Origin of the sequence: Bacillus paralicheniformis (assembly GCF_001042485.2) — a bacterium.
Lineage (GTDB): Bacteria > Bacillota > Bacilli > Bacillales > Bacillaceae > Bacillus > Bacillus paralicheniformis.
Window position 1 is genome coordinate 449,858 of record NZ_LBMN02000012.1, and the last position, 14,235, is coordinate 464,092.

The 14,235-nt window shown below is 46.1% G+C and carries 16 protein-coding genes and 1 tRNA gene; 3 read left to right on the forward strand and 14 right to left on the reverse strand.

What is annotated here, in order from left to right; translation table 11 throughout:
- Positions 1 to 10: 10 nt before the first annotated feature.
- A complete protein-coding gene (locus ACH97_RS11355) occupies positions 11 to 913 on the reverse strand; it encodes an amidase domain-containing protein (RefSeq protein WP_035339151.1) in 903 nt (300 codons plus the stop codon).
- Between the two features lie 63 nt (positions 914 to 976).
- Positions 977 to 2,125 carry a tRNA epoxyqueuosine(34) reductase QueG gene (gene queG, locus ACH97_RS11360; RefSeq protein ID WP_025811864.1) on the reverse strand — a complete coding sequence of 383 codons (1,149 nt, stop codon included), beginning with the start codon at positions 2,123 to 2,125 and terminating at the stop codon, positions 977 to 979.
- An 80-nt stretch (positions 2,126 to 2,205) separates the two neighbouring features.
- Here queG and ACH97_RS11365 point away from each other — a divergent pair, with 80 nt between their 5' ends.
- The gene (locus tag ACH97_RS11365; protein ID WP_023856471.1) at positions 2,206 to 2,835 is read left to right on the forward strand and encodes a hypothetical protein; all 630 of its coding nucleotides are present in this window, start codon (positions 2,206 to 2,208) and stop codon (positions 2,833 to 2,835) included.
- A gap of 108 nt (positions 2,836 to 2,943) precedes the next feature.
- On the opposite strand, the gene ACH97_RS11370 is transcribed toward ACH97_RS11365, so the two are convergent.
- The 7 genes from ACH97_RS11370 to ACH97_RS11400 all read right to left on the reverse strand — a co-directional run bounded on the left by ACH97_RS11370 (position 2,944) and on the right by ACH97_RS11400 (position 7,216).
- Positions 2,944 to 3,017 (reverse strand) — tRNA-Gly (locus ACH97_RS11370).
- A 143-nt stretch (positions 3,018 to 3,160) separates the two neighbouring features.
- On the reverse strand, positions 3,161 to 3,430 hold the full coding sequence (gene rpsN, locus ACH97_RS11375; protein ID WP_023856470.1) for a 30S ribosomal protein S14: 270 nt from the start codon (positions 3,428 to 3,430) through the stop codon (positions 3,161 to 3,163).
- A gap of 106 nt (positions 3,431 to 3,536) precedes the next feature.
- Positions 3,537 to 3,821: a hypothetical protein gene (locus ACH97_RS11380; RefSeq protein WP_011197680.1), complete on the reverse strand. Its 285-nt coding sequence runs from the start codon at positions 3,819 to 3,821 to the stop codon at positions 3,537 to 3,539.
- Positions 3,818 to 4,726, reverse strand: coding sequence for a PqqD family protein (locus ACH97_RS11385; RefSeq protein ID WP_020450665.1), 909 nt, complete (start codon positions 4,724 to 4,726; stop codon positions 3,818 to 3,820). Before ACH97_RS11385 ends, ACH97_RS11380 begins: the two co-directional genes overlap by 4 nt.
- A complete protein-coding gene (locus ACH97_RS11390; RefSeq protein ID WP_031305077.1) occupies positions 4,716 to 6,185 on the reverse strand; it encodes a hypothetical protein in 1,470 nt (489 codons plus the stop codon). Before ACH97_RS11390 ends, ACH97_RS11385 begins: the two co-directional genes overlap by 11 nt.
- A complete protein-coding gene (locus ACH97_RS11395) occupies positions 6,151 to 6,897 on the reverse strand; it encodes an ABC transporter ATP-binding protein (protein WP_020450663.1) in 747 nt (248 codons plus the stop codon). Before ACH97_RS11395 ends, ACH97_RS11390 begins: the two co-directional genes overlap by 35 nt.
- A 106-nt stretch (positions 6,898 to 7,003) precedes the next feature.
- Positions 7,004 to 7,216: a hypothetical protein gene (locus ACH97_RS11400; protein WP_020450662.1), complete on the reverse strand. Its 213-nt coding sequence runs from the start codon at positions 7,214 to 7,216 to the stop codon at positions 7,004 to 7,006.
- Between the two features lie 549 nt (positions 7,217 to 7,765).
- Here ACH97_RS11400 and ACH97_RS11405 point away from each other — a divergent pair.
- Positions 7,766 to 7,972: a helix-turn-helix transcriptional regulator gene (locus ACH97_RS11405; RefSeq protein WP_020450660.1), complete on the forward strand. Its 207-nt coding sequence runs from the start codon at positions 7,766 to 7,768 to the stop codon at positions 7,970 to 7,972.
- Positions 7,969 to 8,427, forward strand: coding sequence for a hypothetical protein (locus ACH97_RS11410; protein WP_025811868.1), 459 nt, complete (start codon positions 7,969 to 7,971; stop codon positions 8,425 to 8,427). The genes ACH97_RS11405 and ACH97_RS11410 overlap by 4 nt, the downstream gene beginning before the upstream one ends.
- Before the next feature lie 30 nt (positions 8,428 to 8,457).
- Here ACH97_RS11410 and ssuD read toward each other — a convergent pair whose 3' ends face one another.
- The 5 genes from ssuD to thiC form a co-directional block, all read right to left on the reverse strand.
- Positions 8,458 to 9,582: an FMNH2-dependent alkanesulfonate monooxygenase gene (gene ssuD / locus ACH97_RS11415; protein WP_048350455.1), complete on the reverse strand. Its 1,125-nt coding sequence runs from the start codon at positions 9,580 to 9,582 to the stop codon at positions 8,458 to 8,460.
- Positions 9,583 to 9,595: 13 nt separating this feature from the next.
- On the reverse strand, positions 9,596 to 10,432 hold the full coding sequence (locus ACH97_RS11420; RefSeq protein ID WP_043054247.1) for an ABC transporter permease: 837 nt from the start codon (positions 10,430 to 10,432) through the stop codon (positions 9,596 to 9,598).
- Positions 10,429 to 11,397, reverse strand: coding sequence for an aliphatic sulfonate ABC transporter substrate-binding protein (locus tag ACH97_RS11425; RefSeq protein ID WP_173636678.1), 969 nt, complete (start codon positions 11,395 to 11,397; stop codon positions 10,429 to 10,431). The genes ACH97_RS11420 and ACH97_RS11425 overlap by 4 nt, the downstream gene beginning before the upstream one ends.
- Positions 11,398 to 11,438: 41 nt before the next feature.
- A complete protein-coding gene (locus tag ACH97_RS11430) occupies positions 11,439 to 12,206 on the reverse strand; it encodes an ABC transporter ATP-binding protein (protein ID WP_025811874.1) in 768 nt (255 codons plus the stop codon).
- A gap of 201 nt (positions 12,207 to 12,407) precedes the next feature.
- Positions 12,408 to 14,183: a phosphomethylpyrimidine synthase ThiC gene (gene thiC / locus ACH97_RS11435; protein ID WP_048350454.1), complete on the reverse strand. Its 1,776-nt coding sequence runs from the start codon at positions 14,181 to 14,183 to the stop codon at positions 12,408 to 12,410.
- Positions 14,184 to 14,235: the final 52 nt, after the last annotated feature.

Genomic DNA, 14,235 nt, shown 5'->3' on the forward strand with positions numbered 1-14,235 from the left:
ATACCACTCATTACGATTTTGTCGTATCATCTGATATATGAAAAAACGCATATCGAATCGATGAAGTATAAGCAGGCGAATCCTCGTAAGACCAGTACCTCATCCGGCAGTCGTGCGTTTGCGCGTTCACCAGCGGCATATTGCTTTTATCCTTTGCCGTCACAAGAGCCACGTGGTCAAATCTTCCGTCTCCGTTAAAATCATAGCAAATGACATCGCCTTCGATCAGCTCTTTCGCGGCCCGCTTTTGAACCGCTCGGAGGCCGGCTTTTGACTGCTTCAAAAAGGTTCTGAGCGAATGAGCGACAGTCCAGCTGTAACTCCAGGAATGGTTTTGCATCCACCAGCCTTTTCCTCTGTTCGGATAGCCGCGCATCGGCGCATCTCCGGCCCTTATGCACTGGGAAATAAAGTTTGTGCAATTGTCTTCAAAGTTTTTGTAAGCGGGATTTCGTTTATTCCAATACGTTTCCGCATAGCGCACCGCGGCCAGCCGGTCATAGCGGAACGCCCTTCCCAGCAATTCGCGCATCTCATCATCGCCGCTTTCAGGCTCAGGATAAGACTGTGCGGCCGGACGCGGGGCCTTGGAATCTTTGATGACCATCTGATCATACAAAATGGCGCTTCTGTCTTCAATATGTTCTTCCATATACATATCATCCCCGTCTTTGCACAAGTATGCGGTATGGGTTTGATAGTTCACATGCGACGCGCCGTCTTCATCAAGCCAGTGCTCTTTTACAGCTGCTTTTATATTGGCCTTCACGATCTGCACGCCGCGTTTTTGAAAAAGCCTCCGCTTCCGTTCAATGATTTCAAAACCCCCGGCATCCCGCCAGTTTGTTTCATCTTTTCCGTTGATTAAGTAATGAAGTCTGGCTTTCAGGAGCTGCTCGATGATCTGTTTCAAGGGCTACACCACCATATGTTTGTTAATTCATTTCTCATCATTAAACATATGTCAGGACAGCCCTTAATTAGTCGCACTCGTTTCTTTTAAAAGAGCGATGCCTTTTTGGATTTCAGCTTTTGCTTCTTCATCCTGCTCGTGCGCGAGCGCGCGCTCCAATTCACCCATCACATCTGCTCCGCCGATCTTTCCGACCGCCCATGCGGCGGTTCCCCTGATGACCGGTCGCGGATCTTTGTGCATCAGCTCAATCAGTTCAGGGAGAGCGTCCGTTTCTTTAAAATGGGCAAGTGCGATAATCGCATTTCTCTGAATCGGCTTTTTGCCTCTCCATGAGCCGGCCACGTGGCCGAACTTTTCTTTAAATTCGCGATTCGACATCGTCAGAAGCGGTTTTAAAAGCGGCTTGGCAATCTCAGGGTCCGGCTCCATTTCAGGATGCAGATGAAAATCGACCCCTTTATTTTTCGGGCATACCATCTGGCACGTATCACAGCCGTAGATCCTATTCCCGATTTTCGTACGGAACTCGTCGGGCAGAAAACCTTTTGTCTGCGTCTGAAAAGCGATGCAGCGCTGGGAGTTGAGCTGCCCGGGGTTGACGAGCGCACCGGTCGGGCATGCCTCGATACATTTGTTGCATGAGCCGCATTGATCTTCGATTCTCTCATCAGGCTCGAACGGAATATTCGTAATCATTTCCGCCAAGTAAACGTAAGACCCGAATTCAGGCGTAATGATCATGCAGTTCTTTCCGCTCCAGCCGATGCCCGCGCGCTCTGCGACAGCTCTGTCCGACAGCTCACCGGTGTCAACCATCGATTTCGTTCTGACATCGCTGCGCTGCGCTTTCAAAAATTCTTCCAGCTGATCAAGCTTTTCCCGCAGGACATGATGATAATCCTTTCCCCAGGAAGCTCTGCAAAAGATGCCCCTCCGTTCGCCTTTCTTGCTTCTCGGCGCATCTTTCATTTTTGAAGGGTAAGCAAGGGCGATGGCGATGATCGATTTCGCCTTCGGCAAAAGCAGATCCGGGTTCGTCCGCTTTTCAAGATCGGGTTCTTCAAAGCCTGATTCATAGCCGAGGGTCCGGTTCTCAATCAATCGTTCTTTTAATGTTTCAAAAGTATCTGCACTGGCGAACCGGATTTTATCGATGCCGATTTCCTGTGCGAATTCGATGACATCCTGTTTCAGTTTTTTCACATCCATCGTGCAGAGCCTCCTTTCTTTGTTTTCGTTTTCGCTCTCTGTATAATAGAGTGTACCATGACACGGGAGATGAATTTAAATTGGAACTTCGTTTGCAAATCGCGCCTGCTATTTTAAACCGCATTCCTTCATTTAAGGTTGGCGCTGTGTTATATCAAGATATTGAGATCACCGGCTCCCCGCAAATGCTCAAAGGCCGGCTCCGCCTTTTTCAGGAATCGCTGTTTTTTGACTATGCCGATCGCAGTCCCGAAGATGAATCGGCCGTTAAAGAATGGCATGATGCCTTCCGTGAGCTGAACCCGTCTTATTCAGGACGGGAAAGCGGACTCGAACGGATGCTGAAAGATATCAAAGAACAACGCTTTGTTGAGCCGGAAAATTCAGCGATTGATCTGAGCCGTTTTTTCTCCCTCAAATATTTGATACCGGTTCATATATATGATGCCCGGAAATTAAACGGTCCGATCAAAATCGAACCCGGAAGTCCCGGCGAGATCATCACGTTCTCCGATGATGCTGGAGCATTCGGCACGATCACCGGAAACCTCAGCCTTCATCATGCAGGAACGGATACAAAAGATGCCTTGCAGCTCGTCTTTTTCAGGCCCTCATTATCTATAGAAGAATCCCGCCGCCTGCTCGAGTCTTTAACAAAAATGTTCGAACAAATTCACGGCGGCGAACATATCTCAACCGTCTTTCCTTAAAAACCTGTTCTTAAAGAGAGCAGGTTTTTTACGATGATTTCATACATGAAAAAACGCAATGCTTCGTTTAATCTGAGAAACGAAACACTGCGTTATAAACAGTATGTATGGAGCGGGTGATGGGAATCGAACCCACGACATCAGCTTGGAAGGCTGAGGTTTTACCACTAAACTACACCCGCATATGATCTCTAAAAACAACATCATCGTTTTGACTTTTATTATGTTACACGTTTATTAAAATTTCGTCAAGGGTATATTAAAAATTTGTCGAAAAAAAGCCGCCGATATGAACATCGGCAGCTTTTTTCCGGACATTGACAGATTACCAGCTGGATTTCTTCACACCTGGTACCTGGCCTTTATATGCTAACTCTCTGAACGCGATCCGCGACATTTTAAACTTTCTCATATATCCTCGCGGCCTTCCGGTCACTTCGCAGCGGTTATGCAGCCTTGATGGCGCCGAGTCGCGCGGAAGCTTGCTCAAAGCTCTGTAATCGCCTTTTTCTTTTAGTTCTTTTCTGAGTTCCGCATATTGTTCAACAAGCTTTTGGCGCTTTTTTTCTTTAGCAATTTTTGATTTCTTGGCCACTCTGAGTATCCTCCTTCTCAATAAAGCGTAATGATTACGATTTAAATTTATCACAACCCGTCTTCCGATGCAAATAAAAAAAGCCTGCCTCAAGTAGCAAGCTCTTTTAAGATTCACCCTTTTTTTTCTGATAAATTGATGAAATCGCGGCCGTTATAATAAAAATGCCGATAAACAGCCCGATCATAATGAAGAAAAAGTTGGGCTTCACCTGGAATGAAAAAGCCGATTCGCTCTCCATGACAAACGACAAACTGTTAAACAGGATATCGTTGCTCGTTTGATTTGAAAAAAGATGATAAAACAAAAGCGCAGCCGCAAGCATCGGAAATGCGAGAAAGCTTGAGAAACTGGCAAAGATTAGTCCCTGCTTTAAAGAGTTTGTATTCATGATGATTTACCTCCAATTCCTCTGATCATCAGCTGTTTCATAATCGACTTTCCGTCACCCATAAACGGAAGCAGATACATCATATGCAGAGCATAAGTGGAAAAGAACAGAAGCATGCCGACCGAGACCGCGTTTTCCTGAAGAAAAAAGATCGTAAACAGCACGCCAGCTATTCCGAGCGCCCCTGGTATAAGCGGCCCCAACGCCGTAATCCAAATCGACTTTTTATCATACGGCGATATGACAGGCCTGATAAATTTGACGGACATCATATCAGCCGCTAAAAACCCTTGAGGCCCGTTTTTTCCGACAAATTTCCGGTGCGCGATGCCGTGCACCACTTCATGAAGCGCTGTGCCGGTGATCAACCCGAAATAGATGACGGAAAAATAAGCGGCAATGCTGATGATTGAACCGTCCGGAACGAAAATGTAAGCCGAAAGCGACAGCATCAAAAAGACGAGCCAGAAAACAATAATTTTCTTAGAAATCACATGAAGAAATTTCATGTACAAAAACAGAAATGAATCAGAATCGCTTGAAAACCTTTCCTTGTAGCGAATATGGTACTGGCCGAAAAACTGATAGAGAAAACCGAGGAAAGACGGGCGTTCACCGTACTTCCAATTGATTAAATAGTTGCGGTTGAGCCCTGTCAGCAATTGGTGCAAATCCTTTAGCAACACCTCTTCACTGACGCGAAAGACGCCGGCCAGATCCCCGGCTATCTCCAGTTCGTCTTTTTTTCCGTCGACTTCTTTCAGCATTTGATAGGCTGTCGGATTGATGGGAAAATCCGCATCGAGATCGCGATCTGAAATATGCTTCCGATCCAGCTTCACATGCTCTGGAAAATAGGGAATTTTTTTGATTCCGACCAGTGCTTTCAACATCCTAATGATCATAATGGTACCTCCATTTAAACCCTCCGTATAACAGCAGGATCAGCAGTAATTCGAGACACGGTATGAGAAACAGCAGCGCTTCGCCCGTGACTTTATCGACCGCATAATTCACGATGAAAAACAGCGGAATCATAAAGATGAGGAGCATTCCGAAAGAGAAGATCCCCATATAAGGGTTGTTGCGGTCAAGCGGAAAAATAATGCCCGCTAAATAGAACATCGCAATTGCGTTTAATAGCACGGCAATCGTCTTTACGAAGACCGCAAAGCTCTCAGGAAAAGTCCACGTCAACACGGAAAACAAGCAGAGTTGAATGAGGCCAAGCACACACAGCCCGAGATACTTTGACCACAAAACCGTTGTTATTTTCAAGTGCATCGCCTTGTACACCTGCATCATCCGCAGATCATTCCCATATGAATTGAAGGCGATGATGCCCGTCACGCCTCCAAGCACCAAATAGCTCTCCCCGGTAAATCCGAACTGAAATTTGTATTTTAAAAAGCATAGAGCCAAAAGTAAAAAAATGAAGTTTAAAATATTTTCTTCATTTCTGGCCTGTGATTTTATTTCTTTCACCGCCAAAGACAGCGGTTTTGACGACGGGATTTTAATAAATGAAAACAGTTTGGATGATTTTTTTTCAGTGAGGATCGGCACAACATTCAGCGACATAAACGAAGCAGTTACTGCGGCTGCCAAGATCAGCACCACCAGTATAATTCCGGCGCCTGCCGACTGACCGTTCAGCACGAGAAACAGCGGCGCTGCAAAATATGTCAGATTATAATCAAAGGTTGAATAAGCGTTCTGAATCTTCCCCAGATCAAAAGAGGTGAATCCGTAAATAACAGCTAATACGACAAGAACAAACATTGAAAAAAATTTTTGCAGCGGAAAACCGAATTTCAAGATCACCATATACACCAGGTTATAAACAAGGTTGAGAAGCGAAAAGAAAAAAATGATCTGCACAAAAAGCAGGGCAAAAAACGTAAAAGCAAACCAAAAGCCTACACCGCTGGCGACAAAATTCGGAATCAGCAGAATAGACATGATAAACAGGACAAGGAATGAAACCGCGCCGGCAAACGGAATAAAATATCCGAGACTCCTCTCGAAAGCCGTCAGCGGGAACCAGCTCAGCTGCATGGAGAAGCTGTTCTGTTCAGGCGTCCTTACTTTAAATAAAATGAAGAAAACAAACGTAAAAATCGAGACGTTCATGAACATTGAAATCACGAACAACCCGAGTGAGCGAATTTCTCCATTCAGAAAAGCGCTTAAAAACATCCCCGTAAAGCTGTAGCCAATGATGCTCCCCATCGCAACCGCCAAAATTAAAAAAAGGGCGGCGATCATTTTTTTGGTGCCGGTATTTAAGAGCTTGCCCATTTCCTTCTGCCACATTTTCAGCATCATTTTAGAAATTTCGAATGATTTGATCAAAATGCGCACCCCTATCACTCAGCATCGAAGCTTTCAAGAACACTTCTTCAAGCGAATTACAGCTGTATTTAACCTTTAATTCTTTGACTTTTCCTTCATCCATCTTGACGCCTTTGGAAATAATCGCAATCTTATCGCACAATTCTTCCGCAGAAAGCATGTCATGAGTCGCAAGCAGTATCGATCCTTGTGTGGCCGCATAGCGCTTCATCAGCTTTTTCGTATTGATGACCGCTTCAATATCAAGCCCGCGAAACGGCTCATCCATGATGACAAATTCGCTCTCCAGCATAAAAGCAGCGATCAGCTGCGTCTTTTTTTTCATTCCGTGTGAGTACGTTTCAATCGGCTCCTGCAAAGCCTCTTTCATATCGAAAAGCTCAATTAATTGTCTCCGCTTTTCATTTGATGTACAATTATACATAGAAGAAACAAAATCCAAATATTCGGCAGCTGAAAGGGCATCCGGCAAAAGCAGTTCATCGGGAACATACGCCAGCTTTTGCTTGAATTCCGCCGTCGTGTTCTGCAGGTCATCCAAAAGAATGGTTCCTTCACTAGGCGTAATGATTCCTAAAATGGAATTAATAATCGACGTCTTTCCTGAACCGTTCGGACCCGCTATCGCGACAATCTGGTTTTTTTCAATCTTTATATGAAACCCGCTAACGGCAGTCACATTGTTTTTATATGTTTTAGATAGGTTATCTATAATAAACATAATGCCTCCAGGGTATGATTAATGTCAGGAAGACTTAACCGCCCCCCACAGACGGTTAAGCCTCATCAAATATGTCTCTTGTTGTGAACAGATACGTTAAGTATGGCTATTTCCTACATTCAATGTTGACTTTCAAACCGCTGACCCATTGGACGGATCCTGTGAAGCTGCCGTTTCCGTTAACTACACACCATACAGCGGCGCCAAGAACAACAGTTGCGCCAAGTGCCAAAAGCACTGCAACAAACACCAAGAACCAAGCCTGATCTTCGATCGACGGATTGACAGAATAGTCAACCTGAGGTGCTGCGTATGTCATTTTTCCCCCTCCTTTCTATCAAGTAACCAAAGAGTAACATATCCAAAATCATACTGAAATCTATGAAATTTCCTATTTCATAAACACTACGTTCCAACTATTTATTTAAGGATCTCGCGGTTTTTCAATCTAATGGCCCACGCTTTTCGGCTTGGAAGAGAAGATGAAAGCCCCGTTTCCACTTTATGATGTCTTTATAATCTTTTTGTCTTATTTCTCCTCCTTCTTTCTCTCTCATTTTTTCTTTTTATAAATCTCGTGTCTTTCAAGGATGTTAAGGAAAAAGAACCAGCTAATAAGACCCTCCTTCTCCTGAAATCCGAACCCCAAAATACCCTCAAAGTCCCTTTTTTTAAAAAGTGAGATAATTCTATTTTCTCTATTCCATTTCTGTTAATTTTATGTATAAATTTAAATGTTACAGTTAATAACCTGCCGATCCTAGATCAAAAGATATTGATTACATTGTAAAATCAAGTTAACATTATGTCAAACCCATTTAACAATATGTCAAATATACTATATAAACGAAGAATTGCAGGTGGTAGGATGAACAACAGGGTTAGAGAATTGAGAGCAAGGTACGGGTATTCACAGGAAGCCCTTGCAAACGCGATCGGAGTTACAAGGCAGACAGTTGCGGCCATTGAAAAAGGCAATTACATCCCGTCGCTTCTTTTGGCTTTGAAAATTTGCGAGGAATTTCAATTAAAAATGGAAGACGTATTTTGGCTAGAGGGAGGCAAACACGAATGAATATGATCACACGGACTTTCTTTCACATCCTTCTGTTCGGACTCGCATGCTGGACGTTTATAACCTTTTTTCACACATCGGAACAAATCGCCAAAAGCTTGAAAACAAACGCTTCAGAGCTCCATTTTGTTTTTAACCTGATTCCCATCCTTCTCTTTGGGCTCGCGCTTTCGATTTACACATACTTGGAGAAAAAAAGCGGTTCACGCAAGCAGCGCTTTATGCTCGTCCCTGACGAATTTAAAGAACAGGATGAAAGAGAACAGATGATTACCGCAAAAGCATGCAGAACATCTTATATCGTGCTGTATGTGGCGATGCCAGTCGCAGCGCTTCTATTGATCTTTTACCCGTTTTTCCAAGCCAGGATCCCGTATTTCCCGATCATCGTCATCTTTGTGCTGATCATTATTCAGCATCTTTCGTATATGTTTTCATTTTATAAAAACAGATAAAAAACTCCAGAATGTCTGGAGTTTTTTTATTTAAATCGTTTTTTCCTTTTGCCTAAAATGGTCATTTCCGATGACTTCGCCAGACGCTTTTCTTTGAAGTTTCGGGCGAAACGGAAGGAGCGGAAAGACCTTTTCGGCAAAATGATACGCTTCTTCAAGATGAGGATAACCTGAGAAGATAAAGGATTCGATGCCGAGATCAGCATATTCTTTTATCCGGCAGGCCACCGTTTCCGGATCACCGACGAGCGCTGTCCCCGCTCCGCCTCTGACCAGTCCGATGCCCGCCCAAAGATTCGGGCTGATCTCAAGATTGGTTCTGTTTCCCTGATGAAGCTGAACCATCCTCTTTTGCCCTGATGAATCCGTCCGTTTCATCGCGTTTTGGGCTGCGGCAATCGTTTCATCATCCAAGTGGCTGATCAGTCTATTTGCCGCCTGCCACGCCTCTTGTTCCGTTTCTCTGACGATTACGTGCAGTCTAATTCCAAAACGGACGTTCCTCCCTTCTTTTTCAGCCTGTCTTTTGACAGATTGGATTTTTTCTTTAACGAGATGGGGCGGCTCTCCCCATGTTAAATAGACATCTGCGTGTTTGGCGGCAGTCTCCTGCCCGGCCTTTGACGAGCCCCCAAAATAGATCGGCGGATGAGGGTGTTGGGCGGGCGGAAAGAGTAAGCGGCCGTTTTCGGTCTTCAAGTGTTTCCCCGAATAGCTGACAGTCTCGCCTTTTAAAAGCGACCGCCATATGTCGAGAAACTCATTTGTCGCTTCATACCGTTCATCATGGCTGATAAACAGGCCGTCGCCGGCTAATTCATACGGATCACCGCCGGCGACCACATTGATGAGGAGTCTGCCCTCTGCAAGCCGGTCGAATGTGGAAGCCATCCGCGCCGCAACCGACGGCTGCATCAAACCGGGTCTTACAGCGACTAAAAACTTCAGATTTTTCGTGACTGACGCCAGAGCGGCGGCGGTAATCCACGGATCTTCGCACGATCTTCCCGTCGGCAAAAGAACCCCTGTATACCCAAGCCGGTCAGCCGCTTGCGCTACCTGCTGAAAATAGGTGTGATCTGCGGCTCTGCCTCCCGTGTCTGTGCCGAGATAACGTCCGTCCCCATGAGTAGGAATAAACCATAAAATGTCCAAAAAGATCTCCCCTTTACTTTTGATTACCTTGATAGCTGTTTCTCCAGCCAAGGCACTTTTTCTCCAGAATTCTGACGAATGAATCCGTCAGCTTGCCGACGGCAGCGAAAATCAAAATTCCGACAAACACCTTATCGGTTTGTGAAAACTGTCTGGCATCCATAATCATATAGCCGACTCCCGCGCTTGATCCCATCAGTTCGGCAACAACAAGGCCCAGCCACGAAACACCGAGCGACAGGCGGATGCCTAAGAGGATGTTCGGAAGCGATGCGGGAAGAATCAGCTTAGTCACCTGCTTCAGCCAATGGAACTCCAATACTCTCGCCACATCGAACAGTTTCGAATCGACGCCCCTGATTCCTGAAAATGTGTTGATATATACCGAGAAGAAGGCGCCGAGCGCGATCAAGAGCACCTTTGACAGTTCGTCGAAACCGAACCATAAGATAAACAGCGGCGTGACGGCGAGATGCGGAACGGTTCTCAGCATTTGCAGAGAGGGATCGAGATAATCCTCGGCGATTTTTGAAAAGCCGATTACAAGCCCCAGCAGGAGCCCGAGTCCGGCTCCCAGGAAAAAGCCGAGCGCGGCGCGCTGAATGCTGATGCCTAAATGAGTGAAAAGCTCTCCTGATACGATGAGATCCCGAAATGTAAGCAATATATCTAAAGGAGCCGGAAGCACGGTTTTTGATATGAGCTCAAATGTCCCGACAAGCTGCCATAATAAAATCAATATCACAGGTAATACAATTCCCTTCCCCCATGCCAGCCGAAAAGCGGCCGGTCTCAGTTTTGCGCCTGCTTTCGGCTGGATCGAGGGGGTGCTTGGTGAAACAGCCCTCATCTGTCATCTCCTCCTTTCAGCGCTTTTTTAATAAATGAATTGTCAACCACTTCTTTTACATCAATCTCTTTGTTAATCGCTTTTAATTTAAATTGAAAATCGGCAGTCTCCTGCTGCGTTTCAATAATGCGGTCTGTGATCGGCTCATTTAACGGTTCGGTGTTATTCAGCACGTTTTCAACGACCTTTTTGTCGAGATTTTTAATTTTCGCATACGCTTCAACCGCTTCTTTCTTATGGTTTTTATGCCATTTCACGGCCTTGTCATACACCTTCAGAAAACGGATCACCTCATCCGGATACTTCTCGGCAAATTCGCTTCGTACAAGCGTAAAACCCGGGGAATACTTGTCGATTTGTTCCCCGTCAACCAATATTGCCGCGTCACTTTTGATCGTTTTAAGGGACAAAAACGGCTCCCAAATCGACCATGCATCAATCGCGCCGCTGTCAAATGCCGGTATGGCTTCGTCAGGCTGAAGCTGAATGATGTTGACGTCTGTTGGCTCCAGACCTGCTTTATCGATCACTTTATACAGAAAATCGAACCCGCTGCTGCCTTTTGCCACCGCCACCTTCTTTCCTTTCAAATCTTTTATGTCATCGATGCCGCTCCCTTTTTTCACAAGAATGCCGTTCGCCTTTAAACCGTCTTGCGAAAGACCGATTTCTTTAAAATCAATGCCAGCCGCCTGCCCTGCGATCACCGGTGAATTTCCAACCTGGGAAAAATCAAGTTTACCTGCGGCAAGACCTTCAAACTGCGGCGGACCGCTTTGAAACTCTGTCCATTTCACTTTAATCCCTTCTTTTGCGAACTCTTTTTCAAACCAGCCTTTTTCTTTCGCAAGGAGCAACGGGCTTAAGCTTTGCTGCACTCCGATGTTGATCTCTTTTAAATCTCCGCCCCCTCCGCTTGATTGGGCTGCTGAACAGCCCGCAAGAAGCATCAGGCAGCCCAGCATATACAACGGCCATTTTTTCACGTTTTTCCGCTCCTTTCTGCTCAAATCCCTGAACCTTCCTGAAAGCTGAATGTTTCCGTTGTCTCGAATTCTTTCAGCACTTTTTGTCTGATTGATTGAAAAACGGGCGATGTTCTGCTGCGCGGAAATGGCAGATCGACCGGAATCAGCTTGTGGATTCTCCCCGGCTTTGCGGTAAGAATCGCGACCCGGTTGGCTAAATAAACCGATTCGTCAATATCGTGCGTCACGAGGATCATCGTCATCTTCTTTTCTCGCCAAATGTCTGTCAGAACATCCTGGAGATGCTTTCTCGTAAAGGCGTCCAAGGCGCCGAAGGGTTCATCAAGCAGCAAAATCTCAGGCTCCCTGAGCAAAGCCCTGGCAATCGCGACCCGCTGCGACATACCTCCGGACAGCTCGCGTGGATACTGTTTCTCCGCGCCTTTCAGCCGCACCGTTTCAATCAATTCATCGACTTTTTTTCGCACCGCCGGTTCTTTCAGGCTTAAATCTGCGGCGATATTTTGCTCGACCGTCAGCCATGGAAAAAGCCGATGCTCCTGAAAGATGAAACCTTGCTGAATCCCCGGGCCCTTGATTTCTCTTCCGTTCATGCTGATTCGCCCTTCATAATTCCCGTCAAGACCGGCAGCGATTTTTAAGAGCGTGCTTTTCCCGCATCCGCTTGGACCGATGACAGTCAGAAATTCGCCGTTTTCGACCGTCAGTTTCACGTCTTGAAGCACGCTTGTTTTAAGGCTGCCGTTTCCAAATGCTTTTTCTTTTACACGAATTGATAAAGACATCTTGTTCCCCTTTCTTTTCTAAACTGAAAATAAAAAACTCTTATCCCAATTGAGATAAGAGCCTTCGGTTGACCGATCAGCGCTGATGGAATTTTCCGAAATATTAAACAACATACTAATTCATATTATTCCGACCTGTCAACCCCATATTATAAAAAAACAGATGAAAGGTTCCCCTTTCATCTGCAGTATTGCCCGTTTTTAACTGTAAATGCTGCCGCCTGCTTTTTTAAATTCCTTCGCCTTCTCTTCCAATCCTTTTTGAATAGCCTTTTGTTCATCAAGGTCGTTTTCCTTGGCATAGTCGCGAATATCCTGGGAAATTCTCATACTGCAAAATTTAGGCCCGCACATTGAACAAAAGTGTGCCGTTTTGGCGCCTTCCGCCGGAAGGGTTTCATCATGGTATTCAAGCGCTCTTTCCGGATCGAGCGACAAATTGAACTGGTCCCGCCAGCGGAATTCAAAGCGCGCCTTGGAAAGCGCGTCATCGCGGATTTGCGCGCCGGGGTGCCCTTTGGCAAGGTCAGCCGCATGGGCCGCGATTTTGTATGTTATGACGCCTTCGCGGACATCGTCTTTGTTCGGCAGTCCCAAATGCTCCTTCGGCGTCACATAGCAAAGCATGGCCGTGCCGTACCAGCCGATCATCGCCGCTCCGATTGCCGATGTAATATGATCGTAGCCCGGTGCAATATCGGTCGTCAGCGGGCCGAGCGTGTAAAACGGCGCCTCTTTGCAAATTTCCATCTGCTTGTCGACATTCTCTTTAATTTTATGCATCGGCACGTGTCCCGGTCCTTCGATCATCACTTGAACATCATGCTTCCAGGCGATTTCCGTCAGCTCGCCGAGCGTCTCCAATTCGGCAAATTGGGCCTCATCATTCGCATCCGCAATCGAGCCGGGCCGAAGGCCGTCCCCGAGCGAAAATGCGATATCGTATGTTTTCATAATCTCGCAAATCTCTTCAAAATGAGTGTACAGAAAGCTTTCCTCATGATGAGCCAAACACCATTGCGCCATAATTGCCCCGCCGCGGGATACGACTCCAGTGACGCGCTTTGCCGTCAGCGGCACATACCGAAGAAGGACGCCGGCATGAATCGTAAAATAATCAACGCCTTGCTCAGCCTGCTCGATTAATGTATCGCGGTAAATCTCCCAAGTGAGATCTTCCGCGACGCCGTTTACTTTTTCAAGCGCCTGATAAATCGGCACAGTCCCTACAGGAACTGGACAATTGCGGATGATCCACTCCCTCGTTGTATGAATATCTTTACCTGTGGACAAGTCCATCATCGTATCGGCGCCCCAGCGGATGGCCCATGTCATTTTTTCTACTTCTTCTTCAATCGAAGAGGTGACAGCGGAATTGCCGATGTTGGCATTGATTTTCACGTGGAAGTTGCGGCCGATAATCATCGGTTCGCTTTCCGGATGGTTGATATTTGACGGAATAATCGCTCGTCCGCTTGCCACTTCATCACGAACAAATTCGGGAGATATATGCTCTCGGATCGCGATAAATTCCATCTCGGGCGTAATGATCCCCTTTCTTGCGTAATGCAGCTGGGTGACATTTTGACTTTTTTTCGCGCGCAGCGGTTTTCGTTTCAACCCTGGATAGCTGTTGCTCGCTTTCTCTTTGCTTTTATAGCCGTTATCCTCCGGTCTGATTTCTCTGCCTTCATATTCTTCGGTATCGCCGCGCTCCCTGATCCAGGTCGCCCGCAAAGGTTTCAGCCCCTTAAGAATATCAACCTCTGCATTCGCGTCCGTATAGGGACCGCTCGTGTCGTAGACGCGGACAGGCTGATTTTCTTCGGCGCCAAATGAACCCGTCGTCGGACTTAGCGAAATTTCTCTCATCGGCACTTGAATGTCAGGTCGCGCCCCTTCGACATACACTTTGCGGCTCCCTGAAAAACTTGACATAATCGAGATGTTTTTTTGCTGTACTGACTCCTGTTTCATGTAAAAATCCTTCCCCTCTAAAAAATTGATCAGGACGAAACTCCGGAACAGC

Excerpts from the sequence above, each read along its gene's own strand:
- queG (WP_025811864.1), bottom strand. The coding sequence starts at position 2,125 with ATGGATGTGAAAAAACTGAAACAGGATGTCATCGAATTCGCACAGGAA.
- ACH97_RS11380 (WP_011197680.1), bottom strand. The coding sequence starts at position 3,821 with ATGAATACAAACTCTTTAAAGCAGGGACTAATCTTTGCCAGTTTCTCA.
- ACH97_RS11385 (WP_020450665.1), bottom strand. The coding sequence starts at position 4,726 with ATGATCATTAGGATGTTGAAAGCACTGGTCGGAATCAAAAAAATTCCC.
- ACH97_RS11395 (WP_020450663.1), bottom strand. The coding sequence starts at position 6,897 with ATGTTTATTATAGATAACCTATCTAAAACATATAAAAACAATGTGACT.
- ACH97_RS11400 (WP_020450662.1), bottom strand. The coding sequence starts at position 7,216 with ATGACATACGCAGCACCTCAGGTTGACTATTCTGTCAATCCGTCGATC.
- ACH97_RS11405 (WP_020450660.1), top strand. The coding sequence starts at position 7,766 with ATGAACAACAGGGTTAGAGAATTGAGAGCAAGGTACGGGTATTCACAG.
- ACH97_RS11410 (WP_025811868.1), top strand. The coding sequence starts at position 7,969 with ATGAATATGATCACACGGACTTTCTTTCACATCCTTCTGTTCGGACTC.
- ACH97_RS11420 (WP_043054247.1), bottom strand. The coding sequence starts at position 10,432 with ATGAGGGCTGTTTCACCAAGCACCCCCTCGATCCAGCCGAAAGCAGGC.
- ACH97_RS11425 (WP_173636678.1), bottom strand. The coding sequence starts at position 11,397 with ATGCTGGGCTGCCTGATGCTTCTTGCGGGCTGTTCAGCAGCCCAATCA.
- ACH97_RS11430 (WP_025811874.1), bottom strand. The coding sequence starts at position 12,206 with ATGTCTTTATCAATTCGTGTAAAAGAAAAAGCATTTGGAAACGGCAGC.
- thiC (WP_048350454.1), bottom strand. The coding sequence starts at position 14,183 with ATGAAACAGGAGTCAGTACAGCAAAAAAACATCTCGATTATGTCAAGT.